Raw genomic sequence first — 26,974 nt, 5'->3', positions numbered from 1 at the left:
ATGTTAATCCTCCATTTCTTGTTCTAACCTTAAAATGAATAAGATTCTCCGTCATCTGGCACGAGCACATTGGACGAAATCCCTTTTTTGTTAATAAAGCTCTTTAATTCTTCTCTGGACAATCCCCAATGGTTTACAGCTTCCATGTGAACAGCAATGATTTTTGCATCAGGGGCAGCCTTGTACACTTCATATACATCTTCGGTCCCCATGACAAGAGAACCACCCACCAGAAATTGATTATCTCCTGCATTGGCTACAATGACTTCTGGTTTATGTGCAGTGATGGTCTCTTGAACTGCTTCATACCATACGGTATCACCCGTTAAAGTATTATATCCATGCTTTTCTAACGATCATTACAGAGAGCACGAACCATCAGCCCTATTTATCTTTTATCAAAACTCAAGAACAATACCTTCTACGTAACTATAAAATTAGTGGAGATGGTTGTTACATTCTTGAATGCAAATTTCCATCGAATGAACGAATGAATGAATTTCTAGAAGCGTTAAACGAGTATGCGAACTATAAATTATCTATTGTTATTGATAAATCATAAGATTTGGAAACAGTTTTTGGGAAGATAAATGTAAGACAAACAGGGCAAAAGTTTAACTAACATAGAGTTAACAAAAAAAAGAGAATCAATGAACGTATCATGAGCATTGATCCTCTTACAAATTAATTATCATAATTCTGTTTTTTATTCACATCATACTTAAGTATCTTTGTCACTTTTGTATTCTAATAGATCTCCAGGCTGACATTCTAAAGCCTTACAAATCGCCTCTAAAGTAGATAATCGAATTGCTTTGGCCTTCCCATTCTTCAGAATGGAGATATTAGCCATCGTGATCCCAACCTTCTCAGATAGCTCCGTAACACTCATCTTTCTTTTAGCCAACATCACATCGATATTGATTATAATGGCCATGCGATCACCTCAGACTGTAAAGTCATTTTCTGATTTTATATCATTTACTTCTTGTAAAAGCCTTTGAAGAACTGCTGCAAAGACGGCAATCACCATACAGGCGAAGATTAAGATGAGTCCAATGACGATGATTCCTGGAGCGTCATCAATCTCTGCCACAATATAAAAGAGTGGCAAGGATATCACATATAATACACTGATTGTGATAGCACTGTATTTTATATTTTTCAAAGCCTTTACCGATAATTCCGAGAAAGCCTCGTTCTTATCAATATAGTTCAAAAGTTTAAAGGCTTGATAAAGAGCAAAATAAAAAGGGATCGCTGTTAAATGAAAGTAAAATATAACGAAATATTGTATATAAGCGATGTTCGGAATCATTTCTCCTACAAATCCCCCGATATTAGGCACCAAAAAGATGCATAAAGCAAGAATCGGAATCCCCATAAGTACAACAGCTATTCTTAAAAAGAGTGTTGATACTCGTTTCACAAATACACCTCACTTCAATTTTTTTCATTCACTTTAACATAGTGATTTATCGATTTTCAATAAAAAAATATTGTTATTTATTACATTATTATTCCTGATTCATCACTGCTTTGATTGCAGGATCATCATATATATTCTTTGCTTCTGCTGTATCTACGATGTCCAAGTGATCAAAAGATATCGATCTCAGATACTTTCTTTAAAACCCACCAAAATTCAATAAAAATATTCTCTTGTCACAAAAGGATCCTTCCGTTATTATATAAATCGTAATCGTAATTATTACGAATAAGGGAGGTACATAGAATGAGACATGAGAAAAACAATTCACAGCATCATATTAATGTTAAACAGCCTAAAAAGAGCTATAGATATAACTTTCTTAAGAATAGTATTTTATTGTTATGTATCAGTTTAATAAGTGCTTGCAGCCAGCCCCCTCAAAGCGCTGATGATCGTAAACACATCCACTTTCTTTATAATTTCTCAACAAATTCGTTAGATCCACATGTAGATTCGAGTTACGTTCCTTTAAGAGCAGGAATTACGGAAACACTGGTTCGTTTAGATGAGGAAAATCTAACGGTTTCTCCATGGCTAGCGGAAAGCTGGGAAGGCGATGATGGAGAGCATTGGACCATTAAACTTCGTGAGAATATCACGTTTCATAATGGAAATATAATGGATGCAGAAGCTGTGAAGGCTTCTCTAGAACGTGCATTACATGAAAACATTGCTATACAAAACGCACTTAAAATTAAAAGCATTGAAGCAGAGGATTATACCCTTCATATTACGACAAAGGAACCTTTTCCTGAATTTATATCCGAGCTGGTTAATCCGAATGTATCCATTATTGACGTAACGGAAGAAGATTTTATCAATCAACCGGTGGGAACGGGGCCTTTTGTCCTTAAGTCTTTCACACCTGGAAGTAAACTAGAGCTTGAACGATACCATGATTACTGGGATGGTGCTTCCAATCTGGATGGAGTGACTTTTTCCTTCAATGAAGATGCAAATGCCCGAACGCTTGCCCTGCAGTCCGGTCAAGTTGATATCGTATACCGTCCTGCGACAGAAAGTTTAGAAACCCTTCAGGCAAAAGATAGTATTAAAGTGGAATCCACTGCTACATTTCGCGTACATCAAATGACAATGAACATGGATCGTGAAAGTCTAAAAGATGTGAATGTACGGCGAGCAGTTGATGCGTTAATCAATCGCCAAAAGATTGTTGATTCCATTCTTCTTGGTTACGCTGAACCTGCTACAGGTCCTTTTCTGCCTTCACTACCTTTCGCTCCTAAGTATGAACAGCAACCATCAGGAGCCGACATCGCTATTCAGTACCTGAATAAAGCAGGTTACTCTCTTGTAGATGGAAAAATGCAAAAAGACGGTGAACCTCTTACGCTCACTCTTTTAACTTATAGTGCAAGAGCAGATCTTCCATTAATAGCCCAAGTGTTTCAGTCAGACGCTAAACAGATCGGAATTGATGTCGAGATCCGTCAAATCGATACCCCGGAAGAATACATGGCTTCGAATCGGGATTGGGATTTAGCTACTTATAGTAATCTAACAGCCCCGCGTGGAGATGCTGGATATTATTTAAATGCAACGTATCATCCTACAGGCGCTCTCAACTTTAGTCGCACAGAACAACCTGAACTCACCGCAATTATTGAAAAACTGAATCAAACCGTTAGTCAGGAGGAACGGGCTTTGCTAGCGGAACAAGCTGCTGATTACGTTCATGAGAATGTGCTCAATTCGTATGTTCTCCACCCTTCTACGATCGTTGCTTACGATGCAAACAAAGTGAAAAATTGGGTTACCACACGCAGCGAATATTACATGATTACAAACCAGCTGGATGTGAATTAAATGATTCGAATATTAACTCGTAAGTTTTTGGAAGTTCTTTTCTTCATGTTATTTATTACATTTATCAGTTTTTTGTTTATCCGACTTGCACCGGGTGATCCCGTGCTTACGATCTTGAATGTGGATGAGTTATCCGTTAGCCAAGAGCAAGTGGAGACATTAAGAGAAGAGATGGGATTTAATGATCCCTTACTTGTTCAATATGGAATGTGGCTGCTCCAATTTATTCAACTTGATTTTGGTCAATCCTACACCACCGGTCAGCCTGTAATGGACGTCATCTTAAGGGGACTTCCAGCAACACTTGAATTAGCCACCGGTGCGTTACTCGTGATGCTGTTCGTATCGATCCCGTTAGGATCATTATCTGCTCTCTACAAAGACAGTTGGATCGATCAAGTAAGTAGAACCCTATCCATTCTTGGAGCAGCCATCCCAAGTTTTTGGCTTGGCCTGATTTTTATTGATTTGTTTAGTGTACGCCTTAACTGGCTGCCTACTATGGGAAGAGACGGGTGGGCAACACTGATCTTACCTTCACTAACGCTCGGTCTAGCGATCTCCAGTGTATATGTTCGTTTACTCCGCTCAAGTTTGCTTGATTCCCTAGGCCAAGAATTCATCCGTGCAGCAAGAAGCCGTGGATTGTCCGAGTATAGGATTTTTCTAGTGCATGCACTCAGACACAGTCTCCCCCCTGTAATCACCTTTTTCGGAGTAAGTCTAGGGAGCTTAATTGGCGGTGTTGTCGTCATTGAAGTTTTATTTGCTTATCCAGGGACGGGAAAGCTTATCGTTGATGCAATTCGTCAACGTGACTATCCACTTATTCAAGGATACATTTTAATGATGGCTGTAATTGTTTTTGTCGTAAACACTTGTGTTGATTTATCTTACCGTTATTTAAATCCGGAAATGAAACTGAAAGAGAGGGAGAACCATTGATGAGAGGTATACCTTTACAGCTCCTGAAGATTAAAAAGCATCGTTGGAAAGGGATCCTCGCACTGGGATGCATTCTCTTTGTAGTGGTTATTGCTATCTATGCTTTTATTTTCTTACGACATGACCCTTCTCTCACAAATTTGGATAATCGACTTCAGGGAGCGAGCCTTCAGCATCCACTTGGAACTGATCAACTCGGACGAGATGTGCTTACCAGACTCTTAGTAGGAACGCAGCAAACCATTGGTTACAGTTTACTAGCACTGATCGTTTCTCTCGTGATGGGAATTCCAATTGGTCTCTTTTCAGGATATAAGCGTGGAATTGTTGATCGGATTTTTATGCGGATTGCTGACGGATTTTTAGCTTTCCCGGATACAATTGTCGCTATCGTTCTAAGTGGACTGCTCGGAGCTGGAATCGGCAACCTTGTCCTAGCCATTGTAATGGTTAAATGGGTCAGTTATGCCCGCCTTGTACGCAGCACTGTTCTAGCAGAGTCGCAAAAAGATTATGTTCTGATTGCACGTACGAACGGTCTATCTTCTAGCAAAATCATGTGTAAGCATTTATTCCCGCATATTATAGGAAATGTTTTTGTACTTGCAAGTTTGGATTTAGGAAAGATTATCTTACTTATTTCTGCCTTCTGTTATATCGGACTTGGTGCGCAGCCTCCCGTTCCTGAATGGGGAGCAATGCTTAATGAATCAAGACCTTATTTCCAATCTAAACCTGAATTAATGATCTGTCCTGGGCTGGCTATTGTGCTTGCTGTACTATTAACAAATCTGCTCGGGGATTACTTACGTGATTATTTTGATGTAAAGAAAGAGGTGCGGTAAGTTAGTGTTATCCATCGAACAAGTATCCGTATCCAGCAAAAACAAGAAAATTGTTGATTCTGTATCCCTCTCTCTTCATAAGGGAGATTGGTATGCACTAGTTGGGCAAAGCGGAAGTGGAAAAACATTATTATCACAAGCGATTGGCCAGATGCTCCCTCCTAATCTTCAAGCAAACGGCAAAATTTTGTTTCATGATATTGATTTACTGACTGCTCCACCAAAACAGATGAGGACACTTCGCGGTCAGAAAATATCTTATATTTTTCAAGATTACCAAGGGTCCTTCACACCTTTTCGAACCATTGGACAGCACTTTGAAGAATATCAAAAAGTACATGGGATTAGCGACAGCAAGGCCAGAAAATCAAACGCCTTTCATGCTCTTGAATCTGTTGGTTTAGATACATCTTTATATCGTCGATACCCTTTTCAGTTAAGCGGTGGACAGCTGCAACGAGTATCTATTGCTATGGCGCTTCTGCTATCGCCAGATTTAATCATTGCAGATGAAATAACCACGGCTCTAGACAGTGTCTCTGGACATAAGATTTTAGAATTACTTTCATTGAAGCAAAAAGAGACAGGCTTTGCCATTCTATTCATCACACATGACTGGCGCCATGTTAAACGTAATGCAAATCGTTTGGCCGTAATGAAAGACGGTAAAATCATCGAATCAGGCGAGAAAGATCATATTCTTCATGATCCAAAGCACGAATATACCAAACAATTAATCAAAGCAGCACCCACACTAGATGCCATGCAGCGTATGTACAGGAGGTAGAAGTCGTTTGAAGTTGCTTACAGTAAGCCATGTAACAAAATCATACCAAGGAAAAGAGAAGTTGGCGGTAAACAACCTCTCCTTTGAACTGTTTAGAGGCGAATGTCTTGGACTCGTTGGCGAGAGCGGCTGTGGCAAGAGTACGCTTGCCCGGTGCTTGCTAAGAATTGAGTCTATAGATGAAGGTTCGATTCAATTTAACAATACAGCGATAGAGCATCTTAATGAGCGTCAGTTACATCCTTACCGTCAAAAGATGCAAATTGTATTCCAAAATCCTTCCGCAGCTCTGAATCCCAAGCTAAGAATCAAAGATTCGTTAGTCGATCCTTACGACGTATATCGTAAGAAGCTCAAGTTAAGACACTTCTCCTATACTTCAAAAGAAGCCTTTGTAAAGCAGCTTCTTGAAGCAGTGGAACTGCCAGAGAACATAGCGAACAAATATCCACACGAAATAAGCGGCGGACAACGTCAGCGTGTCACCATTGCTCGTGCGATCAGTATTGAGCCGGAGCTTATTGTACTTGATGAACCTACCGCCAGTTTAGATGTCATATCACAAGGTGCGGTCCTGGACTTATTAACAAAACTTCGCAATACCTTGGATCTCTCTTATTTATTTATTTCTCATGATCTTGCCGCTGTGCATCAAATGAGTCAAAGAATCATGGTTATGAAGGATGGGAACATTGTAGATCAATTCAACCGCGATCAATTATTCTCAGATCATCGACATCCCTATACAAAAGAACTCATTTCTATATTTTAAAATAAAAAACGACTCATCTACTGAGTCGTTTTTTATTTTAAACAAGTCCGAAGAACTGTAATAAATGGCTCGGGACAGAATCGAACTGCCGACACTAGGATTTTCAGTCCTATGCTCTACCTACTGAGCTACCAAGCCTTATTTTAAATAGATCATTGCTAATGGGAACCTATTGACTCCTTAATTGAATACAAAAAAGCCCCTCGTTCAAAGGGACGAGGAGCCGCGGTACCACCCTATATTAGAGCCTTCTTGATTAACAAAGAAGAAAGCTCTCACTTTAATAAATAACGGTTAAACCGGTACACCTCTACTTACCATCAAATGGTTTCAAGGGACAGCTCCAGAGCGAACTTCATTCAAACCATTACCCTAGAAACGCTCTCAATCTTCGGCGTATTCAGATAGGATTATCTAATGCATATAAAAAATAAGAACTTTTGGTCAGACTATTTTCTCTTTTTTCGAATCCATTACACCTATATATTAATAAATAACAAAAAGAAATATATTTAATACGTAGGCTACGAATGAATGATCCTTTTACTCAAATAGAAAGGAGATGTACATAAAGTGAGACCTATCATACAACTATTACATTTTGGTTATCATCAGGCGATGAGCTGTATTTTCCCGGTGGCAATCTTTATTACGCTTGCCCTCACTAGTGTAATAGAGATCCCCTTCCTCTATCGTTATGACGCTATTCTCCTTATACTGCTCGGAGTGCAGTTTCTCATGTACCGCAGTGGATTAGAGTCAATAGACGAAATTAAAGTAATCTGTATATTTCACGTTATTGGATTGGTGCTGGAGATTTATAAGGTATGGATGGGGTCATGGGCTTACCCAGAGCCTGGATATACCAAGCTATTTGGTGTACCGCTTTATAGCGGATTTATGTATGCAAGTGTAGCAAGCTTTATGTGTCAAATATGGCGGAGACTGCGCATGGACATGACTGGATGGCCTGGGCTTATTCCTTCGCTCTTGTTAGGAGGAGCCATTTATCTCAACTTTTTCACGCATCATTTTATACCCGATTTTCGTTGGTGGTTGACTGTGCTTGTATTTATTGTTTTTTGGAAAACCTGGATCATTTATCGGGTACGGACTGAAACCTATCGAATGCCTCTAACTCTCGCCTTTATTATAGTAGGTTTTTTCATCTGGGCTGCGGAGAATATAGCTACATTCTTTGATGGTTGGAAATACCCTGACCAGCATGAAACCTGGCAGTTAGTTAGTTTTAGTAAAATCAGCTCCTGGTTTCTGCTAGTTATCATTAGCGTTATCATTGTTGCCCAGCTTAAACATGTGAAAGCAAGTCGAACCAAAGATCCGCGACACACTCTTTAGTATTACTCAAAGAAAAATTCCGCACTATTAGACTATATTAATCATTGAGCGTGGCTTTCAAAACTTATATATTCGTCCTTCAATTCATATAGCTTTGTCTAATCACATTCCTCTGTTCTATCATAATATGAACTATATTAATAGAAAGGGATGATCAAGTTGAGTACACAGTTTTTAGATATGAGAATCTCCTCAGATAGTGTACAAGATACACCCCAGAGGGAGCTTACTTCCTCTTCACTTTTTCCGTATACATTTGGGGACATCGGCCTACAGACAGCAAGTGTTTCTCCGAGCAATGTAAACTCCGTACGCGTAACACTAAATGCATATGTACGATTGCTAATGGCCCCTTCTTCCAATCCAACCATTATTCCCAATGCTACATTTACAGTCAGGCGTAACGGAACTACCATTTTCACAACTGTATATCAAAAACCAGCAAATCAATTAGATATAACATACGAAATGGCAGCAATTACAGTTGTAGATTTCCCCCCCGAGAACGAAGTTCTCCTGGGTCAAATACAGTATACAATTAGCGTATCTACAAATTACGGTATAGGTTTAGGAGCTAGAAGCTTTAGCGGAATAGCTGTTGCTGGAGGCATATAACCACCTTGGTATATTCGATGTAAGGTTAACCATGTTCTAAAGTTCTGTCATCATTATCTCGTTGCCAAGTTTAAAAAGACGCTGTCCTATTGGACAACGCCTTTACTTCAATTTTAATAAAATCAATGATTACTGCTTTTACTCTTGATTAGACGTGGTTTTGGCCGGGAAAATGCGGTCCATCATAACCTGGAACTCACTCACAATACCGCTAATCGGATGGCCATTCGCTAGATCAGAAGCATATCCTTGTGCACGCTCCAAGAAATCAGGGTTAGCTGAAATATACACATTTTTCACCTTTGGATCCATTTGCTTAATTTTCTTCGTGATTTTTTGTTTCATTTCATCTGTAACTTGTTCTTCTGCTTGGGTGTTATTCTTGTTCGTGTACGTTCCAGGCCCTTTTTGGCTCTTCATGCTAACACTATTCGGGTTGAAAATTCCGCCTGCCCCGCGAGGACCATTCGCATTATCTCCAAGCATATTGCTTTGAGAATAGTCGTTTGAGCGAAGCCCTGGTGCAATACCGCTCGTTGTATATGGAGCTCTTGTCCCCATATCATTTACACCCACCCCGCCTAAATCTTGATTCATTTGATTTCGGTTATTATGATGTCTTGTACTTTGTGGCCGGACGCCTTCTTTGAGCGATACCGCAACATAAGCATTATGATCAGTGCGCAAAACATAAGCCTCTCCCACTCCGTTCATTTCCGAGATCGCTTTTGACATTTGATTGTGTGCAGAAAGATTGGTTGTGCGATGTACACTAGCTCGGTCCGGATTAATGCCATTAATTCCATAGTTGATCCCATTACGAACGTTGCGGTTCACATCCGACGCATAATTACGGACACTGTTCGTTTTCACTCCTTGATCATCCGTTGATGTTCCACAACCGGTTAGGGCTGACATCATAAGAATTGCAGCAGATAAAGAAAGGGTAACCGCTTTGGTTTTTTTCATTCCTGGCATGGTTCATCCTCCGCTTCAGTTTGAAGTTGTTATAGCACTCCGTTAGCATGCGCGAAGCACTGCTGCCTTATGCTGAAAGGATATGGAACACGCCATTAAAAAAAGCCCGAAGATTTCCACTGTATAAGCAGGATCTTCGAGCTTCCTTCCTTATTCTGTTGTATCCGTTTCTTCTGTATCACTCGTACCATTCAGTAAATCTTTCGCTTTATCAGCTACCTTATCCACTGAATCAGCAGAAATAACATAAGCAAGTGTAATGTCCTGGTTCGTTTTCACATAGTAAATACCTTCGTCAGTGGAATCCGTCAGCCCTTGATACACCTGGGTCGTTCCATCTTCTAATTCAGTCGTTAGTGTAAAAGAAACAGAGGTACTTCCTTGTTTAGGTTTTTGCAGCACTTGATCGGTAGCGATCGTCTTCAGCTGGTTCATAAGCGAATCTGCATCCGTGAGTTCTACACTTTCACCATTTAAAGTCCAGACCGCTGTCTCCCCTTCTTCTCCATCTTTACGTTTCAAAACCCATGAAATATCGCTGCTTTCCCACTCAAGAGATACAAGCTGATCATTATCCCATTCAAAAGGGGTGGTGTCCATCAGCTGTAGAGGACTCAGCAGGAGATTCGATGCCGTCGTTTCTGCAATACTTACCACTTGTCCTGCCCCTAATTGTGCGTAAACCTTGCTTCCCGTGGGCAAGTTATTCCCAAGCGCGATTTCAACCGTACCGCCATCTTCCGTTGTAATTATAATCCCTTGATCATCTAGAGAAAGTCCATATTTCTCAAGATCTGTCGGATTCTCTTCTACGACGGACGCAAGATCCACATTAGTTACCGTATCAAGCCATTCATCAACGGCATAGCTATTCACAGGATACTCTTCAGGGGTAGTCATTACCCACTCGTTATCTTGCTTTGTAAGTTCTGTGGTTTCACCGCCGCTCACAATACGAAATGAGGTAATCGCTGCTGGGTCTATCACATCCGTGCCCATTAGTTTTTCCGGTTCAGCTTCTTCCTGAAAATAGTTCTGGGAGTGAGCGAAAGCCCACATCCCTGCGAGCACAACTAACAAAAGAATCGTCGGAATAAACTTCTTCATTTTTTTCTGCGCCTCCACCATAATAAAGCACCAATGATGACAAAAATAAGCGGCATTCCGATCACGGCAATCGCGAAAATTACCGAACCTTGCGCCTGTGTCAAGTAAGCCAGTTCGTATCCCATCTGCTCCCTTGGACGAATGGTCACGCCATTTTCTTTTTCAGCAAGATAATTAATGGTATTGAGGACAAAATCCCGGTTCCCCCCACTTCCAATTTCGTAATCTTGCATAAAAGTAGTCGCACCTAAAATAACGGCTTTCGGATTACCATCCGTTGTTTCTATGGCATACCCTAATTTGACGGGTCCTTGCAAATCTTCTTCCGTATCATTATTGGTTTCATTCTCCAAAAGACCTGTTATATCTGTTTCCCCATAACTCGTATCAGAGGACTCCAGAATGGACGTTACCATCCATTTATCTTGCACTTCAGCACTAAGTCCAAGCGATAAACTGAAGACAGGCTGGAGATTATTTTGAATTAATTTATCTGTAACCGCATGTGATTCAAGCTGAGGCATGGACCATAAAGGTCCATTAGTTGTAGAAGATTCCTGATCGACCATAATGGCATGTTCATCTACCACACCGTATTGTTTCATCAAAGCATCAATATTTGTCCACTTGCTCTCCATATCTTCGTGAAAACCAAGTGTGAGGAGCAGCTTGCCCCCATGATCCATATAGTTTTGAACCTGCTTCAACTCTGCGTCACTCAGATCCTCTTGCGGACCCAAAATAGCTAGGACATCTGTATCTTCAGGTACCGCAGTATCTTCCGATAAAGTAATCTCAGTTGTCTCCATATTGCTCTGATTCAGTGAATTTTGCAGCGTTGTAGCCGCAGACAGTTCAAGTTCCCCATGTCCAGTTAAAAAGGCTATGTTATGTTTTTCATCTGATTCAAGTGAAAGAAGTGCCTGCGTTAATTTTTCTTCTCCTGAGAACAAATAAGATCCTTCATTTTCCCCAGAAGAAAATAAGTCAATCATCGACACAATTTGCTGCTTGTCCCCTTGTAAAATCACAATGGAACTTGAATTCAGTCCATATTGCTGAGCCAGTATAGGTTCCGATTCAAGATTATATTTTTCCACTTTCAGTTTACTATTCAGTTTACTGTACTCATCGACTAAATCCGTTACTTCCCGGTTTAATAATTCGTCACTTGAACTGTTAACCGTAAACACCAGTACCCGGGTATCTTCCGTAATCGCTTTGACCGCTTCTTTCGTTTGTTCTGATAACGTGTTCTGCTTTCCCTCAGAGAAATCAAGCTGAAAACTTCCGAGTGAATTAATAAATAACGTCAGCAAAATAAAAATACCGATAACCGCTGCGGAAATAATACCGCTGTTCGTATGATTCATCCATTTTTTCATTTTTCTTACCTCCACCGTTTCCGCTCAATGCCCTGAATACTGAGCGTCAGGAAAACACCGGCTAATGTAAGATAGAAAATCACATCAGGTCCGCTAATCACACCTTTAGTGAAATTCGCGAATCGGTTAGACAAGGAAAATGGCGAAAGCCAAGCCGTGATCGTACTGCTGCTATCTGTAAAGGAATCAATCATCCACAGCACAAGTAATATAATGAATCCAGCCACCGCTGATACCATCTGATGTTGGGTTAAGGATGACGCAAAGAGTCCAATAGCCATCATCGAAGCACCCATTAAAAAGAGACCGAGTGCGGAAAGCCATACTGTCGTTTCATTAATATCACCATACAAGGACATAATAAGCGGGTAGGTCAGACTGCATAGAATCAGAAGCAGTAAAATGACCAAAGACGCTAAATATTTTCCAAACACAATTTCAGTTACGCTCGTGGGTGAAGTCATTAATAGTTCGTCGGTTCCCTGCTTAAATTCTTCGGCAATAAGACGCATGGTCAGCAGAGGTACAATATAAATCAATAAAGATACGGTATCTCCGAGCACAAGCCGGTAGTCCACAATACTAGGCTGATAGTAGACAAAGCTCATAAAGAACAAAAAGCTCGACAACAATACATATACTGCAAAAGCAAAATACGTAGTGGGAGCAAGAAAGTAAGATTGAAGTTCTTTATAGAAAATAGCCATCATCCGTTTCATTTCCGCTTCCTCCCTTCTTTCTTGGCTTTCTCGGACTCCTCGCTAGAAAGCTCGCTTCCATCTTTTATTTCCGTCATCGTCAGTTTCTGGAACACTTCTTCCAGTGTCTGATCCTGTTTCTTCATTTCTAGAATAGGAATATGCTCAGCAGCAAGCATGCTAAAGAGTTCCTCTCTGTAGTCATAACGAGATGGGGTGCTCAGCTGCAGCTCTAATAATCCACCTGATTGTTTGTGCATCCCCACTGAGATAGGATGTTCTTGAGTATTTCCCCAAGAAGTCAGAATAGGCAATATATAATCTGCTTCTCCTTTTACTGTAAGATGAACTTGGAATGCATCCTCCATGGAATTTCCTATCGAATCCGGTGATCCATCCAATACAAGTTTCCCTTGGTTAATAATGAGAACTCGACTGCACAAAGCACTTACTTCTGGGAGGATATGAGTGCTGAGTAATACGGTATGATTCTCTCCTAATTCTTTGATTAAATCCCGTATCTCCATAATCTGGTTGGGGTCTAGTCCAGACGTAGGTTCATCAAGAATCAGTAGATCCGGCTTATGGATAATGGCTCCTGCCAGTCCCGTCCGCTGTTTATATCCTTTGGATAAGCTTCGAATCATTTGGTGTTCTCTTCCGATCAGTCCAAGTCTGCTTACCATCTCATCTATTCTGTGCTTCTGCTCCCTTGCAGGTACGTCACGTAATTTCGCGACAAATTTTAAGTAAGACAGAACGGTCATGTCTGGATATAATGGGGGGGTCTCTGGTAAATATCCGATACGAGAACGAACTTTTCTCCCCTGCTCATGTACAGACATTCCATCTAGGAGGACCTTGCCTTCGGTTGGTCTTAAATATCCGGTAATCATTCGCATGGTTGTTGTTTTCCCTGCTCCGTTTGGGCCCAGAAAGCCAACAATCTCTCCCCGCTCCATTGAGAAATTGAGGTCCTGAACCCCTCTTTGACCATTGTAAGTTTTACTTACTTGATCTAGCTTCAGCAAAAGACTCATCCTTTCTGCTTCTCTTCTCCGTTCATTAACGGTATTTCCAGTCTAGCCTTATAACAATAAACGATTCTTAAATGAATCTAAAAGAATCCTTAAAAAAAGTTGTCTAAATTGTGAACTAACACCTATCCACCCACACCGTCCCCCCATGTTATACGTACCTTATCTTATCAAAAGTAACGGGAGGGGTATGTCTTGAAAGTACTATTCACTTTCTTTATTCCAAGCGGCGGTGTGGAGACGCTCAATCGGCTGCGCTGTGCAGCCTTGAAACAACATGGTATCGAAGCACATACCTTATATCTCATGCCAGGCACCGGACTTCAGAATACTACAGGTACGGTGTTTACCATGTCAGATAATGAGGAGATTCGTGCACTTTTGGAAGAGCAGCAATACGATGCCGTCATTTCTACTTCGGATATTAATATGCTGGAACGGCTCCGTGTTTTTCTTCATTACAAAGGGAAAATTATCTTTGAGGCTCAGGGACTCGGCACAAGAGAAGCGGCTGTTGAGACCATCGAAATGGCTTCTCCTTATCTGCAAGCCTATGCAGATGCTGTTCTTATTCCCCCAACCACCCATCTTCATCAACTTTTTTTGGACATGTGCCCGTTTATGCACCTGTTTATTATTAAAGGAATGCTCGATACAACGAGCTTTGCCCCGCTTGAAACCGACATCCCACCCTATCCCGCTTTACTCTGGGTCGGTCGTCTCGAATTTAATAAAAACTGGCGGGAATTCCTCCACATTGGTCACCGTGTAATTCAAGAAAAACCGGAAGCAAGACTATGGTTTTTTCATGACCCTACCCTTGCCTTTTCAGCGGATGAACAGCAGTTCTACGAAACATTAAAAACGCTCCATTTGGAAGATAAAATCGGTATTTTCAGCAACGTTCCACACTCCAAAATGCCGATGTACTATTCCATGGCTGCGAGATCAGGCGGAGTCATGATTTCTACGTCGATTATGGAGGGCTTTGGGTATGCGGTGGCTGAAGCGATCAGCTGTGAATGTCCTGTAGTCAGCACGGATTCGGACGGCGTAAGAGCGTTCATTACACATAATCAAACCGGCAAATTTTATCCGCTGGGTCAAGTCGAACAGGCAGCAAACGAAGTCCTGGAACTGATGAACAATGATACGATTCGTACGCAGATTCAAAAGGCAGGCCGTGAGTATCTCGTCTCTCAATTTTCCCCAGATGCTTATGCTCATTCGTTCCGTCAAATGATGAACGCCTTGGCTGTTTTTTAATAGGAAGGAGCGCACTTCTTCATGAAAATACTCATGGCAACCTTCTGGGGACTGCAGAACCTTGGGGGGATCTGGACGTATATTCGGCAGTTATCGGAGTGGTACGCGGAACATGGAATAGAAGTCGATGTCATCGGAACCGATATGCAGCAAGAGACCGTTTATATATTAAAAAAGGGATGGTTATTCGAAAAAAAGGCGGTCCTCCCCGCTCTGCGTTCAACACTTACTACCGACCATGTTCTAGCACTTCATGCAGACCCCTATCTTGCTTATCTGGAACTGAATCGGTATGCCTATGAACTTGGAATGGCCTATCTTGGAACCGAATCTTATGACCTGATTCATGCCCAAGACCCGATTAGCGCATACTCTATCTCCCGTGTGATGAAACGCAAAGTTCCGCTTGTGACGAGTTATCATGGATCACTTCATTTAGAAGGATATCTCGATGAACTGCAGATAAATCCTAATGCTCGTAAAGAAGATTATTTACGTACCCCGCTAGGAAAATACTATCAGACGATGGAACAACTCGGCATCGCTGCATCCGACGGATTTATCGTCTCATCGAGCTGGATTCAGCAGCTAATGCAGCAGTTTGGTGCACCTCCCGCTGCATTCAGCCGAATTCCTTATGCGGTAGACCTGATCCAGTATGATGAGCTTGCAGCAAGACAAACTTCATATCCTGCTCCTCCTAACAAAAAGGTGATTGCTTTTACAGGTCGTTTGGAATACATCAAAGGGATCCATGTTCTGCTTGAAGCGGCCGCACTTCTGAAAGAGTACAGAGAGGACTTTGTCATCTGGATTGCTGGGGAAGGAAGTATGGGATCACTGTATAAAGAACAAACTCAGAAAAAAGGATTAAACGATCATGTGAAATTCTGGGGTATGGTTACTAATGTGCCTTCATTTCTAAAAAACGTGGATATCTATGTACAGCCGAGTTTACAGGATACTCAGCCCTTCTCTGTCACGGAAGCACAGCTTGCTGGAATTCCCGTCATTGTGGCAGATACCGCCGGTATGCCGGATATGGTAGTAGAGGGCAAGACCGGATATGTCGTTCCTCCTTCCGATGCTGCCGCTCTTGCCCGCAAGCTTGACCACCTTCTCACACATCCTAAAGTAAGAACCCATGTTGGAGCGGCAGCGCGTACCTGGGCACGTAAATATCGTTCACTGGAGCGGCAGGCAGAGGATACCCTTGCGGTTTATGAGCGGTATATCAAAAAGGATCGGCTGGCGGAGCGTGGGCAAGACGAGAAGACAGATATGAAAATCGGAAGAGATGCACGAATGGAATCCCTAAGTACATCACCAGCTTTCTCTCTTCATCATCTGCCGATTGCTTCCGAGCTTCTTGCAGATTTAATGAGCAAACTTCCCGCCGATTACCGCCTGCCTGATCGGAAGGTAATAAAGGAAGGAAAATAAAAAAGACGGTAGACAAACTAGAGGAAGCTAGTTTGTCTACCGTCTGCGCGCATCGGATGATTGAGGCACTTATTTCTCATTCTTTTGAGACAAGGAATTTTTTTAGTAATGTCTAACCGTTTCTTTGAACTAGAGCTCTGTAACCATCTCCATCGCATGTCTCGTTAGCGTTGAGCCCGTCACAGAGACTTTAGTAATTGCAATGAGCTGAGTATCTGTCATCAGCAGTTTTACGATGGCGCCTTGTGTCTTGTACGTTTTCGTAGTGGATAATGTGTTTGTGTCCACTTGATTAATCACATTTTTTGTAGCTGTATAGAATTTTTCACTATGATTCTTATTCGCAACAAAGATATCAAACTTATCCATCGTACCTGCATAGTTCATATCACTTGTTTTATTATTAGTAGCAGTAAAGATCGAACCCGCACCATTCACAATAAATTTACCATCTGGCGTAATCCCAAATACCGTAGACAATTTATAGTCTCCATGATAGGGAGAATCATAGGTGGTTGTAATCTTCCCATCCGTGAGCCGGAACACATCCATATCTCTCGGACTTAACGGAGTAGTAATCGAATAAATCCGATTCTCTGATGGATGCATCATGATTTTCGTTTGGTGATATACGCGAGACGAAGAAAGCTCCCTCTTGGTCATTCGGTCATAACTTTTAATATATGTCCACTGACCGGAGCCTGAGGTAAGATATACATGACCCGATTCATCAGCCACAATATCGTAAGGATCAATATCCACATCCCACTCATCTATTACTTGTAGTGTAGACGGATCAAGTACTCTCACGGTTCCACCTTGCTCTTCATCAAACCGATAGGGACTGTATTCTCCATCACTAAAAATGACATAAAGTTCTCCACTTGCATATACGAGTTTCCGTGGTGCCTTGCTAAATGAAGTAGAAGTCTTAATTACTTTCTTCTTAGTAAGGTCATAGGAGACAATAGTAGATTCACTGTCATCGATAGCATAGACAACGGGCCTCGATGGATCGGTTACTGCTTCCTGTATAACTTCATTGAGTACACTTACATTTCCTGCCGGTGTAACTGCTGGAGGCTTTGGAGTTTCTTCAGGTGTAACTGTACCAGATCCATTCATGGGCTCTCTAAATTGATCTTGATTTAATACCGTTATTTTTGAAAAAGCCGTGGAATTATATTTGCTAATCCAAGATTTCGCATAATCAATCGGAACAGCAAAATTCAAATTCCCTTCATCTATACTGGAAGAAGTAACGCCGATAACTTCTCCTTTTTTATTGAATAGCGCTCCTCCCGAACTGCCTGAAGCAATCGGTGCTGTAAATTGAACTAAACTTTGGTTATCAATTACACGAAGTCCACTTATCACTCCGGTAGAAACAGTGTTTTGCAGTCCTTCCGGATTACCAATGGCAACAACGGCTTGTCCTTTCGCCAAATTCTGTGTGGAACCGATATGAAGCGGAGGTACATTCGTTCGAATCTTCGCTTTTACTAAAGCCAGATCATTCGTCTTGTCCACAGCTACAATGCCTGCTGCTTCATACACTTGATCTTTTCCTGTGTAAATTACATAACTGCTTGCTTCATTAATCACGTGATAATTCGTTAAGTACAAACCATAACCTATCGCAAATGCACTGCCAAATCCCGTAGATTCACCGCTGCGATCCAGTGCTTCCAATAGAACAACGCTTTGTTCAAAACCCGCGATTTGCTGATTTGTTAAGTTTTTACCTGTATAAGGACTTTTGTTATAGGGTTCTAAAATAAATTTTAAATAATCTACAATCTCAGCATCTTGCACCGGATGTAGAATTGCTTTCTCACTAATCACAATAATTCCCCGGCTGTAAAATACCTTCTTACCTAGTGTTTCACTGATCAGACGAATAGGTACAAACGTCCGGCCTTGTTTATATTCTGCCGGTGCATCAAGTGCTGTCTTCTTCCCGTTCACAAGTATGGTCTTGCTGCCTAGCGTAATTTTTATTTCCTTTCCTGCAAGCGTAATGGTTGCGGTAGAAGTAGACTGATTCCAGGCAACTCGTGCACCAAGGCTTTCACTAATAAAGCGCAACGGCACCATCGTTCGTTGACTTTTCACATAAGGCACAATGTTGTAGTTGTTTTCATCAATAATACGATCTTCCGTATCATAGATGGCGTTTGGACTCCCAATGGACAGAATAACTGCCTCGTTAAAAAGATCTTCAAAATCAAGCTCATCTGCCTGAGCGTACCCTGATAAAGGATAGCAAAGCAGTCCTAAAATGGTGATTATAACTAGTAAACTGCGCTTCATTTGTTTCATTCTGTCTCCTTCTAGGTGTGTGATATATGTAGGACTATGTTAAAAAAAACGTGCCCTAAGTTAGACGCAGAATGAATTATAATGTTTCGCACAATTTAAATGAAGCCATAATTTACCTTTAAATAAAAAAACGTTTGAACCCCAAAAGGCCCCAAACGTTTTTTTGTCTCAAATTTACATATGATTGTGCAGCGTGTTCAGCACACTGCGAAGTTCTCCAACCGGCACCTGACCTGGCGCAGATGCTTTCTTAGCAGCTCCAAAAGTGAGTGCAGAACCAAACAGTTCACCCGCAATGCGGCTGATCACACCTTTACCCGCCATAGACATGGTAATAATCGGTCTGTCTGCATACTCTTCTTTCATGGTATGAGTCGCTTCCATCAGCATCAGCACATCAGCGACACTTTGCGGCATAGCTGCCAGTTTCGGAATATCGCCGCCGAGTTCTTGTGCTTTGCGAAGGCGAGAGACGATTTCTTCTTTAGAAGGTGTTTTGTCAAAATCATGATTTGAGATGATCACATACACATTATTCTTATGTGCTGCCTCTATAATTGCTTTTACTTCTGCATCACCTGTAAACAGCTCCGCATCCACGATATCTACTTGTCCGGTAGCTGCAATGGCTTGGTTCAGTTCTACATAATAAGCGGTGGTGACTTCTTTTTCTCCGCCTTCTTTCGCGCTGCGGAACGTGAAGATAATCGGCTGGGAAGGAAGAATCAAGCGGATTTCCGCTAGAGCTTCTTTCACTTTCTCAGGATCTTCTACATGTTCAAAGAAATCGACGCGCCATTCAATGACATCAAGATCTTGGTTTTTTAAAAAGTCGGCCTCTTCTTTTAACTGTTCAACCGTCTCCCCTACGAGAGGAACACAAATTTTAGGTGCGCCTTCGCCGATCGCGACATTTTTTACGATAACGGGCTTTAGCGTATTTTGCATGTTGGTAGACTCCTTTATCTTCTCTATAAAGAGTTGATACTCGTTTTGGATAGTATACCTGTTATTACAGCTATTGAGAATATTATCAGAAAAAGCGAAATCTCAAAAAGAAAAGCAAGACTTTTTATATCGTTACCAAACGTAAAGAGCCCCTGCCTTATACGCAGAGGTCTTTTCCTATAGGAACTCAAAAGAAACTTAGGGTTAATTCGCATGGGCTCTGCTCACGATATCGTTCACAATCCGCTCCAGCTCGGAATAACTTTTCTCCCAGGTGAAGACACTCGAGTCCCGTTCCCCATTCTTCGCTAGTTTTAACCGAAGCGGGTGATCTTCAATCAGCCTGATTACATCTTTAGCTAACCGATTCTCGTATCGATAAGACATAAGACAATTTCGTTCATGCACTGCATATTCCGTGTTTCCTCCTGAATAACAAGCGACAAGAGCCGCTCCGCATCTCATCGCTTCAAGACCTGGAAGAGAACCTGTATCGTATGATCCTGAACTAACATAAATATCTGTCTGGTTATAGTGATATCTCAGCTCTTCATCGTTCTCTGGAGTGAAGATATTATATTTTCCCGTCGATTGAAGAAACTGTATATCCTCGGAGTCTGCATATTCCCCTGGTGGCGTAATTAGGTTCAGAGTCACTTCTGGATGGGCGGCCTTCACAAGATCAAGCTGAGCAAGTAAATATTTTTGTTCCCGATGCCACGAAAAATCCCCTTCTTCTTTCCGATAGATCGAAGTAATACTTAGCGGACCATTTAATTGATCCCGAAAACGCATATTATGAAAAAATGTACTCACACCTACAGGTACAATTCTGCCTTTTATTCCATGGTTAAGAAAAATCATATCTTGTTGCCACCGAGATAATACAAGTAAATGAGGGGTTAGATGATACGAAGGAAATGAATATTGGTTATCTCTCAGAAAAGTAGGCTCATAACACAAGGACAATCGTACATGCAGCCCCTTCCCTTCTTCGCTGGCTTGCTGCGCCGGATAAGCTGTTGTGTAGAAATTAGATAATATGACATCCCCTTTAGGAATATGGCGTGATTGTAAAATAGTCTCCTTCACTTGCAAAATCCGTGCTTTGATCTCATATTCGACTATTCCTTGACTTGGCATTACGATCAAAACTTCATGCCCCGTGTCCACAAGCCGATTCGCAAGTTCTGCGATCATCCGCTGTGCACCGCCGTGACATAACGTATATACAGGTAAAATGTAACGCACCTGCCCTTCACCTCCATCCATTCACAGTAAAGATAACAGAGCAGCCCTATGAAGATTCTGAATGACAGCTATCTCCTTTTCTATCTCTTCCATATGCCTTGCAGTTCCCATCTGTTCATGCATCCGGTACTTGATCAGCGGGATATCCACACATCCAAGTTCGTAATGCGGAAGTAATCTGAGCCACATCTCATAATCATGTGCATAGCGGAAATTCGGATTAAATAGCCCCACTTTACCAAATACCTGCGTATCTAGCATGACGGAACAACCGTTGATCGGACAGTACGATAAAAGAGTATGAATCATGTCTGATCTGCTTCCAAGCTTGGGATAGATCGTTTCGGTCTGCTCACTAAGTGAATTCATATAATGATAAGCCGATTGGGTAAAAGATAAGCGTTTTTCAAGCATATAATTCACTTGTGTCTCCACTTTATGAGGAAGAAAGGCATCATCACTGCTCAGCCAGGCAAAATATTGCCCCTTCGCATGTACAATTCCTGTATTTAGTGCCGTAGCTGTCCCGCCATTCACTTTACGGATATAGCGAATTTGATCTTTATAAGGTGTAATGAGTTCTGTGTGCTGAGTTGATCCATCATCCACGACAATAATTTCGATATGGGGGTAGGTTTGCTGCAAAGCACTCCCGATGGCTTCTCCAATATATTTGCAATTATAAAAGGGGATAACGATGGTCACAACAGGTTTGCTATTCACAAGCATCTCACCTCACTTTTACTCATCAAGGATTTTCCAAGCCAATAGTGCATCAACAGGTTCATGTTCTGTTCCATAGGACTCCTCGAAAGAGGGGTTCTTTTGATTGTGAAATCCTTTAAGGACAATGACCTGATATCCAATACTTTCGAGTTCTTCTGCTTCCCAACCGCTGTAATGATTTTGATACACTTCACCCTGTAAGTTGTAGTGATCAACCCCTTCTTGAGGAAAAAAACCGCGCGGCGTAAAGATAATAATCCGATTTTTCGCAATTTTTTCTGCTTGTTGAAGAATCGAGGTTCCATCTTCTTTTGTAAAGTGTTCCAAAGAATCAATCATCGTTACCGCAGAAAATGAATTGGGAAGAAATAATTGATCTAATAGTTTGGCATCTGCATTCAGGGGGATGACATGCGGAGCTCGGTAGACGCGATGTTCCAGATAGGGCCGATGGATATCCAGTGCTACAATGAGCCTGGACTCGTAATATTCTAGTAAAACACCTAGACCGCTGCCAACATCAAGCACACTATCTGAGAAGCGAAGCAATTCACTCAATAATGGCAAAAAATCAGTTTTCTGTATTTCATGATACACTCGTTTTCCCCCTTCCTTACCCTCCTTGCACTTGAATCATCTGCTGAATCCGTTCCGCATATCTGGTTTGAATCATTCGAATTTCTTGCTGGATGGCATCTGCATATTTTACAGAACCCATTCCATGGTGTTTACGATAGGCCGTCAGCGGTTCCGGCAAATAGGGAACCGAATATCCCTTCAGCAGAACGCGATACCATAAATCATAATCATGCGTATAAGGCAGAGATTCATCAAATAATCCTACGGCCTCAACCAGTGATTTATGAAACATAACGGTGCATCCATTCACTGGATTGCCCATAAGAAAAATCCGCATCATTTCCGTATCTGTCATCGGGGAACTCCCAGCACAGAATTGGGTCACACTGTTATGTTCATTAATATAATTAAAATTGGTATGCGAAATGACGGCCTGCTGATTCATCATGAACTGTACTTGTTTCTCTATTTTCTCTGGATAGAACCGGTCATCCGAGCTAAGCCAAACGATGTACTCTCCAGAGGCATACCGTATTCCGTGATTGAGTGCGGATGCCGTCCCGCCATTCGCCTTACCAAGATAATAAATAAAAGGCAGATAGGGATGAATTTGTTCCGTATACTGTGTAGATCCGTCATCCACTACGATAATTTCTACCATAGAATACGTTTGGCTGAGTGCACTGCGAATGGCATGTGAGATATAGGGACAGTTATAGAAAGGAATGACTACCGTGACCAGAGGGAGCGAATTCATGCTTGCCCTCCTTCCTTACTTCGGCGATGGCGATGATCTTGTAGTACATCTTCTATAGAAGAGGCAAATGGGATTTCTGGTTTCCACCCTAATTTGGTAAGAGAAACGCAGGAATCAGACTCATTCTCTACAGCAGAGACACCTCCAGGACCAGAAGAAGGCGCTCCCCACAGCAGAGGTACCTGCGCTTTTGTATTAGAAAGGAGTAAGTCAGCGATCTCTCCAAGCATTCTTTCTTTCCCTGAAATAACAGGATAGATTCTGCCTGGCTCCCCATTTAGCAAAAGCGCAAGATATGCCCGAACGGCATCCCGCACATCTAAATAATCACGAGCATCACTACGAGAAGATAGACGAAATGGTTCTGGATTCTTCCCTTGTTCCGCCGATATGACATGTGCAGCAAGCAATGAACATATGCCAGTGGAAGGACCGGGCCCAATCAGATTTCCTGGTTCAGCGTAGATCATCTGCTGGCTATACATTGCTGAGAATGACATAGAAACGAGTTCCTCCATGTACTTACTGAGACTATAAGGGTGAGGAGGCGATAGAGGGAGATCTGGAACAGGAATGTACTTCAGACGTGAACCAACGATGACTGCCCGGCATTCGGGCAGCGTTCGCATGGCATCGAGCAGGTACAGCGGGGACATCACATTCATTTCAATTGTAGACACAGGGTCTGCCCAGGAGGCAGGTACGGAATTCTGACCTGCTAAATGTAAGATATAATCAGGCTGAGTATGACTCACAAGCTGATTCACTGCTTGACGATCTCGGAGATCACATAAATGAACGGTTACGTTATCATCTTGAAAATCTGCAGAAAGAGATCGGGTGACGGCCGCAACCTTTGCACCACAGGCTCGGAGAAGCTGAACTGCATGCCGTCCTGTAAATCCAGAAGCGCCGGTTACCAGCACGACTTTGTCTTTCAGCCCTGTTGTATCCATTCTTTCAACTCCTTCAGCATGTCACGATAAGACGGCAGAAGAGGGTTTACATCCTCCCGAGTGACAGCGAGGGTTCGATCCTGTACAAACGTACTGTTGGGGACGATTACTGTTTCTTTGAGATCCCATATTTCTTTAAAAAGTAATAATAGCTCATACTTCGATACGGGTTCAGGATGAGCCAGATGAATCAGACCCGACACTTTCGAAGTCATGTACTCATCCACCACCTTAGCAAGCATGAGTGTAGTCACTCCATTCCATCTTGCTTTCGTATACCCTTGCACAACCCCTTTTTGCTGAAAGAACCAATGCATGAGACCGATCCCGTTCTTACGCACTTCCGGTCCGATAATGGAGGTACGTATCGTAAGATGACCCGGGGAACAAACTTCCCCGAGTGATTTGGTAATCGCATATATCGTCTCTCCATCTGGTAAATCTTCTTCTGTATAACCTCCTGACCGGTCCCCTTTAAATACACAATCTGTGCTGATATGAATGAGTTTTGCACCGATCTGATCAGCCAAATTCGCAAGGCGATGCGGTAAAAAACCATTTACATGGTAGGCTTGAATTATATTTTTCTCTGCATACTGATTTAAGATCCCCACTGCGTTGATTATGACATCAGGGTGAACCGCTTTTACGAGCAGATCGACACTGTGAATATCATTTACATCCAGGATCAGTCCGTTTGGATCTTTCTTATTACGAGATGTATAAAACACCGTGTGGTGTCCTTGTTGTTTGAAGTATTGAACCATCATGTGCCCCGCCATACCCTGACCACCAATTATGAGCAGTTTCATCCAAGGAACCCCCCGCGCTGCAGGATTTCCTTTATCTCCTCTTTCGACATCAGATTAAATTCCGAACTGAAACTGGAGAAGGTCACCGGCTCGTAGTATTTATAGTGTTCTTTAAGATCAGGCAGATTAATCGTCGGAAGAATGACAAGGTATTTTTCATCATAAACAACGGTTGTTCTGCTCTCGAACTCACTCATCAGAATTTCGTGAATTTTTTCTCCCGGCCGAGTACCTCGTTCCACGATTTGAACACCAGATACCCCTGCATCTTCGATTAATACTTCTGCAAGATCTACAATTTTGCAGGTAGGCATCGTCATTACAAAAATTTCTCCACCCACACTTTTTACAGAAGCATCAAATAAAAGCGATATCGCATCGCGAAGCGTAAGGAAGAACCGAGTCATCTCCATATCCGTAATCGATACTACGCCTTTATTCTTAATCTGATCCTTAAACAGATGGACTACACTTCCGTTCGTACCCAGAACATTACCGCCCCGCACGGTTACGAATGCTGTTTTGCTGCGGAGTAAGTTCGCATATACAATCAGCTTTTCTCCAATCGCCTTTGTCATTCCATAAAAGTTCGATGGATTTGCTGCTTTATCCGTGGAGATATAGATCACTTTCTTTACTTCATTCTCTACCGCTGCCTCAATTACATTTTGAGTACCAATGACATTGGTCTTTAACGCTTCATAGGGTTGATCTTCGCAGACAGGTACATGCTTCAGCGCTGCTAAATGATATACATAATCCACTTCTTTACAAGCGGCAACAAGCGCTTCCTTATCCCTGATATCTCCGATACAGAAGCTAAGGCGGCTGTCTTCAAATTCACGGCTCATGGCTACTTGGCTCGATTCGCCGCGAGAATATACGATGACTTCCTTCGGATTTAAAGTCAGTAATTGAGTGATTAATTCATGCCCCCAAGAACCAGTACCTCCGGTAACGAGAATACGTTGATTTTCAAACATGCAGCTTCCCTCCAAGCAGAAATTTAACTACTTTATCCGATACATCTTTAGCGAGATACCCTTTGGGGCACTGCCATGAACGCTGCAGTTCCATCATCAGCGCTGCGGATGATGCAATACGGTCAGCATCAAGCCCTGATACAATGTTACTGCCGCAATCCACGGTCTCTGGCCGTTCCGTAGTCTTACGCATGGTCACAGTAGGCACTCCCATAATGCAGCATTCTTCCTGTACCGTTCCGCTGTCCGTTAAGGCACAGCATGCATTCTGCTCCAGTAGAAGAAAGTCAAAAAAGCCGAAAGGCTCATGAAATTCTACTAGCGGATGCATTTTAAGTTTTAAATGTTCCTTAATCCGTGCAGCTGTACGAGGGTGAATGCTGCAAATAATCCGTTTTCCATGTTTCTCTGCTACGAGATTGAGTCCCGTCATAATGGCTGCTAGATGCCCCGGATGATCTACATTTTCTGCACGGTGGGCCGTAACGAGAAAGTACTCTCCTTTTTCAAGTCTCAAGGTTTTCATAATTTTGCTGTCCAGCATACGATTTTCATAATGCTTCATTACTTCGTATATGGGATTGCCCGTGAGTACGATTCGCTGACTAGGGACACCTTCCCGGATTAAGTGTGCTTTGCTTTGTTCTGTATAAGGCATATTAATGCTTGATATGGCATCAATTACCCGGCGGTTCTTCTCTTCTGGTACATTTAGGTCGTAACACCGATTCCCTGCTTCCATGTGAATGACTGGAATGCCCATTCTCTCCGCAAGAATTGCCGATAAAGCACTGTTCGTGTCTCCTAGCAGCAAGATTTTATCCGGCTTTTCCTGAATTAGAATCGTTTCCAGCTGACTGAACATTGCAGACAATTGCTCACCAAGCGTAGCTGCTTCATCCTGGAGTATATAATCCGGAGATCTCAGTCCTAATTCTCTAAAAAATTGGCCGCTGAGACTTTCCGTGAAATTCTGTCCTGTATGCACGAGGATGTGCCGATCTGCATAACGATCCAGCTTAGGAATAATAAGACTTAGCCGGATAATTTCCGGTCTTGTTCCAAGTACCGTCATGATCTTCAA

26 protein-coding genes, 1 tRNA gene and 2 pseudogenes are annotated in these 26,974 nt (G+C 42.1%); 10 read left to right on the top strand and 19 right to left on the bottom strand.

All coding sequences use genetic code 11. The features are described from left to right. Nucleotides 1-29 precede the first annotated feature (29 nt). Nucleotides 30-329, bottom strand: a pseudogene (locus tag H9647_RS17055) (MBL fold metallo-hydrolase); the annotation flags it as partial. On the opposite strand from H9647_RS17055, the pseudogene H9647_RS17050 reads away from it, so the two are divergent. Further along, nucleotides 326-562 (top strand): annotated as a pseudogene (locus H9647_RS17050) (Lrp/AsnC ligand binding domain-containing protein); the annotation flags it as partial. The pseudogenes H9647_RS17055 and H9647_RS17050 overlap by 4 nt on opposite strands. Before the next feature lie 159 nt (nt 563-721). Here H9647_RS17050 and H9647_RS17045 read toward each other — a convergent pair. Together H9647_RS17045 and H9647_RS17040 are read right to left on the bottom strand one after the other, a co-directional pair. Beyond that, nucleotides 722-937, bottom strand: coding sequence for a helix-turn-helix domain-containing protein (locus H9647_RS17045; RefSeq protein ID WP_191802159.1), 216 nt, complete (start codon nt 935-937; stop codon nt 722-724). Between the two features lie 9 nt (nt 938-946). Beyond that, nucleotides 947-1,429 (bottom strand): DUF2975 domain-containing protein, encoded by a 483-nt coding sequence (locus H9647_RS17040; RefSeq protein WP_191802157.1) that lies wholly within the window; start codon nt 1,427-1,429, stop codon nt 947-949. A 306-nt stretch (nt 1,430-1,735) separates the two neighbouring features. Here H9647_RS17040 and nikA point away from each other — a divergent pair, with 306 nt between their 5' ends. Genes nikA through H9647_RS17015 form a run of 5 tightly spaced genes read left to right on the top strand, consistent with a single transcriptional unit; the run spans nt 1,736 to nt 6,668 of the window. Then, entirely contained in the window at nt 1,736-3,319 is a 1,584-nt protein-coding gene (nikA, locus tag H9647_RS17035) for a nickel ABC transporter substrate-binding protein (protein ID WP_191802155.1), read from the top strand. After that, nucleotides 3,320-4,264, top strand: a complete 945-nt coding sequence (gene nikB / locus H9647_RS17030; protein ID WP_191802153.1) for a nickel ABC transporter permease — start codon at nt 3,320-3,322, stop codon at nt 4,262-4,264. Further along, nucleotides 4,264-5,109 (top strand): nickel transporter permease, encoded by an 846-nt coding sequence (nikC, locus tag H9647_RS17025; protein WP_191802151.1) that lies wholly within the window; start codon nt 4,264-4,266, stop codon nt 5,107-5,109. Before nikB ends, nikC begins: the two co-directional genes overlap by 1 nt. Before the next feature lie 4 nt (nt 5,110-5,113). Beyond that, complete coding sequence (locus tag H9647_RS17020) at nt 5,114-5,896, top strand: ABC transporter ATP-binding protein (RefSeq protein WP_191802149.1); 783 nt, start codon at nt 5,114-5,116, stop codon at nt 5,894-5,896. Nucleotides 5,897-5,903: 7 nt separating this feature from the next. Next, entirely contained in the window at nt 5,904-6,668 is a 765-nt protein-coding gene (locus tag H9647_RS17015; protein ID WP_225229364.1) for an ABC transporter ATP-binding protein, read from the top strand. Nucleotides 6,669-6,733: 65 nt separating this feature from the next. Here H9647_RS17015 and H9647_RS17010 read toward each other — a convergent pair. After that, nucleotides 6,734-6,806, bottom strand: a tRNA-Phe gene (locus tag H9647_RS17010). Nucleotides 6,807-7,241: 435 nt separating this feature from the next. On the opposite strand from H9647_RS17010, the gene H9647_RS17005 reads away from it, so the two are divergent. Together H9647_RS17005 and H9647_RS17000 are read left to right on the top strand one after the other, a co-directional pair. After that, nucleotides 7,242-8,027, top strand: a complete 786-nt coding sequence (locus H9647_RS17005; RefSeq protein WP_191802145.1) for a DUF817 domain-containing protein — start codon at nt 7,242-7,244, stop codon at nt 8,025-8,027. A gap of 180 nt (nt 8,028-8,207) precedes the next feature. Next, nucleotides 8,208-8,642 carry a hypothetical protein gene (locus H9647_RS17000; protein ID WP_191802143.1) on the top strand — a complete coding sequence of 145 codons (435 nt, stop codon included), beginning with the start codon at nt 8,208-8,210 and terminating at the stop codon, nt 8,640-8,642. Nucleotides 8,643-8,780: 138 nt separating this feature from the next. Here H9647_RS17000 and H9647_RS16995 read toward each other — a convergent pair whose 3' ends face one another. The 5 genes from H9647_RS16995 to H9647_RS16975 form a co-directional block, all read right to left on the bottom strand. After that, nucleotides 8,781-9,620 (bottom strand): YhcN/YlaJ family sporulation lipoprotein, encoded by an 840-nt coding sequence (locus H9647_RS16995; protein ID WP_191802141.1) that lies wholly within the window; start codon nt 9,618-9,620, stop codon nt 8,781-8,783. Between the two features lie 150 nt (nt 9,621-9,770). Beyond that, the gene (locus tag H9647_RS16990; protein WP_191802139.1) at nt 9,771-10,727 is read right to left on the bottom strand and encodes a DUF4340 domain-containing protein; all 957 of its coding nucleotides are present in this window, start codon (nt 10,725-10,727) and stop codon (nt 9,771-9,773) included. Then, on the bottom strand, nt 10,724-12,112 hold the full coding sequence (locus tag H9647_RS16985) for a GldG family protein (RefSeq protein WP_191802137.1): 1,389 nt from the start codon (nt 12,110-12,112) through the stop codon (nt 10,724-10,726). Before H9647_RS16985 ends, H9647_RS16990 begins: the two co-directional genes overlap by 4 nt. 5 nt (nt 12,113-12,117) lie before the next feature. Beyond that, complete coding sequence (locus H9647_RS16980; protein ID WP_191802135.1) at nt 12,118-12,831, bottom strand: ABC transporter permease subunit; 714 nt, start codon at nt 12,829-12,831, stop codon at nt 12,118-12,120. Continuing rightward, complete coding sequence (locus tag H9647_RS16975) at nt 12,828-13,850, bottom strand: ABC transporter ATP-binding protein (RefSeq protein ID WP_191802132.1); 1,023 nt, start codon at nt 13,848-13,850, stop codon at nt 12,828-12,830. The genes H9647_RS16980 and H9647_RS16975 overlap by 4 nt, the downstream gene beginning before the upstream one ends. Nucleotides 13,851-14,042: 192 nt before the next feature. On the opposite strand from H9647_RS16975, the gene H9647_RS16970 reads away from it, so the two are divergent. Both H9647_RS16970 and H9647_RS16965 read left to right on the top strand, forming a co-directional pair. Continuing rightward, a complete protein-coding gene (locus H9647_RS16970; RefSeq protein ID WP_191802130.1) occupies nt 14,043-15,113 on the top strand; it encodes a glycosyltransferase family 4 protein in 1,071 nt (356 codons plus the stop codon). 21 nt (nt 15,114-15,134) lie between these two features. After that, nucleotides 15,135-16,556 carry a glycosyltransferase family 4 protein gene (locus tag H9647_RS16965; protein ID WP_191802128.1) on the top strand — a complete coding sequence of 474 codons (1,422 nt, stop codon included), beginning with the start codon at nt 15,135-15,137 and terminating at the stop codon, nt 16,554-16,556. Nucleotides 16,557-16,685: 129 nt separating this feature from the next. Here the strand turns inward: H9647_RS16965 and H9647_RS16960 are convergent, their stop codons facing one another. The 10 genes from H9647_RS16960 to wecB all read right to left on the bottom strand — a co-directional run bounded on the left by H9647_RS16960 (nt 16,686) and on the right by wecB (nt 26,974). Further along, complete coding sequence (locus H9647_RS16960; RefSeq protein ID WP_191802126.1) at nt 16,686-18,878, bottom strand: stalk domain-containing protein; 2,193 nt, start codon at nt 18,876-18,878, stop codon at nt 16,686-16,688. 174 nt (nt 18,879-19,052) lie between these two features. Beyond that, entirely contained in the window at nt 19,053-19,826 is a 774-nt protein-coding gene (aroD, locus tag H9647_RS16955; RefSeq protein ID WP_191802124.1) for a type I 3-dehydroquinate dehydratase, read from the bottom strand. A 204-nt stretch (nt 19,827-20,030) separates the two neighbouring features. Beyond that, complete coding sequence (locus H9647_RS16950) at nt 20,031-21,077, bottom strand: glycosyltransferase family 4 protein (RefSeq protein WP_191802122.1); 1,047 nt, start codon at nt 21,075-21,077, stop codon at nt 20,031-20,033. Nucleotides 21,078-21,098: 21 nt separating this feature from the next. Continuing rightward, nucleotides 21,099-21,806 (bottom strand): glycosyltransferase, encoded by a 708-nt coding sequence (locus H9647_RS16945; RefSeq protein ID WP_225229363.1) that lies wholly within the window; start codon nt 21,804-21,806, stop codon nt 21,099-21,101. Between the two features lie 12 nt (nt 21,807-21,818). After that, entirely contained in the window at nt 21,819-22,400 is a 582-nt protein-coding gene (locus tag H9647_RS16940) for a class I SAM-dependent methyltransferase (protein WP_191802118.1), read from the bottom strand. Nucleotides 22,401-22,416: 16 nt separating this feature from the next. Beyond that, entirely contained in the window at nt 22,417-23,139 is a 723-nt protein-coding gene (locus H9647_RS16935) for a glycosyltransferase family 2 protein (RefSeq protein ID WP_191802116.1), read from the bottom strand. Further along, nucleotides 23,136-24,095: an NAD-dependent epimerase/dehydratase family protein gene (locus H9647_RS16930; RefSeq protein ID WP_191802114.1), complete on the bottom strand. Its 960-nt coding sequence runs from the start codon at nt 24,093-24,095 to the stop codon at nt 23,136-23,138. Before H9647_RS16930 ends, H9647_RS16935 begins: the two co-directional genes overlap by 4 nt. Further along, entirely contained in the window at nt 24,077-24,907 is an 831-nt protein-coding gene (locus tag H9647_RS16925; protein ID WP_191802112.1) for a dTDP-4-dehydrorhamnose reductase family protein, read from the bottom strand. Before H9647_RS16925 ends, H9647_RS16930 begins: the two co-directional genes overlap by 19 nt. Next, nucleotides 24,904-25,890, bottom strand: coding sequence for a polysaccharide biosynthesis protein (locus H9647_RS16920; protein WP_191802110.1), 987 nt, complete (start codon nt 25,888-25,890; stop codon nt 24,904-24,906). The genes H9647_RS16925 and H9647_RS16920 overlap by 4 nt, the downstream gene beginning before the upstream one ends. Continuing rightward, entirely contained in the window at nt 25,883-26,974 is a 1,092-nt protein-coding gene (wecB, locus tag H9647_RS16915; RefSeq protein ID WP_191802108.1) for a non-hydrolyzing UDP-N-acetylglucosamine 2-epimerase, read from the bottom strand. Before wecB ends, H9647_RS16920 begins: the two co-directional genes overlap by 8 nt.

This window comes from Paenibacillus gallinarum (assembly GCF_014836635.1).
GTDB classification, from domain to species: domain Bacteria; phylum Bacillota; class Bacilli; order Paenibacillales; family Paenibacillaceae; genus Paenibacillus; species Paenibacillus gallinarum.
The sequence above is the reverse complement of the archived record's forward strand: the minus strand, read 5'-3'. Positions and strand labels throughout refer to the sequence as shown.

What these genes read in the sequence shown, in the direction of transcription:
- H9647_RS17045 (WP_191802159.1), bottom strand. Translation starts at nt 937, where the DNA reads ATGGCCATTATAATCAATATCGATGTGATGTTGGCTAAAAGAAAGATG.
- nikA (WP_191802155.1), top strand. Translation starts at nt 1,736, where the DNA reads ATGAGACATGAGAAAAACAATTCACAGCATCATATTAATGTTAAACAG.
- nikB (WP_191802153.1), top strand. Translation starts at nt 3,320, where the DNA reads ATGATTCGAATATTAACTCGTAAGTTTTTGGAAGTTCTTTTCTTCATG.
- nikC (WP_191802151.1), top strand. Translation starts at nt 4,264, where the DNA reads ATGAGAGGTATACCTTTACAGCTCCTGAAGATTAAAAAGCATCGTTGG.
- H9647_RS17000 (WP_191802143.1), top strand. Translation starts at nt 8,208, where the DNA reads ATGAGAATCTCCTCAGATAGTGTACAAGATACACCCCAGAGGGAGCTT.
- H9647_RS16995 (WP_191802141.1), bottom strand. Translation starts at nt 9,620, where the DNA reads ATGCCAGGAATGAAAAAAACCAAAGCGGTTACCCTTTCTTTATCTGCT.
- H9647_RS16990 (WP_191802139.1), bottom strand. Translation starts at nt 10,727, where the DNA reads ATGAAGAAGTTTATTCCGACGATTCTTTTGTTAGTTGTGCTCGCAGGG.
- H9647_RS16985 (WP_191802137.1), bottom strand. Translation starts at nt 12,112, where the DNA reads ATGAAAAAATGGATGAATCATACGAACAGCGGTATTATTTCCGCAGCG.
- H9647_RS16980 (WP_191802135.1), bottom strand. Translation starts at nt 12,831, where the DNA reads ATGAAACGGATGATGGCTATTTTCTATAAAGAACTTCAATCTTACTTT.
- H9647_RS16975 (WP_191802132.1), bottom strand. Translation starts at nt 13,850, where the DNA reads ATGAGTCTTTTGCTGAAGCTAGATCAAGTAAGTAAAACTTACAATGGT.
- H9647_RS16965 (WP_191802128.1), top strand. Translation starts at nt 15,135, where the DNA reads ATGAAAATACTCATGGCAACCTTCTGGGGACTGCAGAACCTTGGGGGG.
- H9647_RS16960 (WP_191802126.1), bottom strand. Translation starts at nt 18,878, where the DNA reads ATGAAACAAATGAAGCGCAGTTTACTAGTTATAATCACCATTTTAGGA.
- aroD (WP_191802124.1), bottom strand. Translation starts at nt 19,826, where the DNA reads ATGCAAAATACGCTAAAGCCCGTTATCGTAAAAAATGTCGCGATCGGC.
- H9647_RS16945 (WP_225229363.1), bottom strand. Translation starts at nt 21,806, where the DNA reads ATGCTTGTGAATAGCAAACCTGTTGTGACCATCGTTATCCCCTTTTAT.
- H9647_RS16935 (WP_191802116.1), bottom strand. Translation starts at nt 23,139, where the DNA reads ATGAATTCGCTCCCTCTGGTCACGGTAGTCATTCCTTTCTATAACTGT.
- H9647_RS16930 (WP_191802114.1), bottom strand. Translation starts at nt 24,095, where the DNA reads ATGGATACAACAGGGCTGAAAGACAAAGTCGTGCTGGTAACCGGCGCT.
- H9647_RS16925 (WP_191802112.1), bottom strand. Translation starts at nt 24,907, where the DNA reads ATGAAACTGCTCATAATTGGTGGTCAGGGTATGGCGGGGCACATGATG.
- H9647_RS16920 (WP_191802110.1), bottom strand. Translation starts at nt 25,890, where the DNA reads ATGTTTGAAAATCAACGTATTCTCGTTACCGGAGGTACTGGTTCTTGG.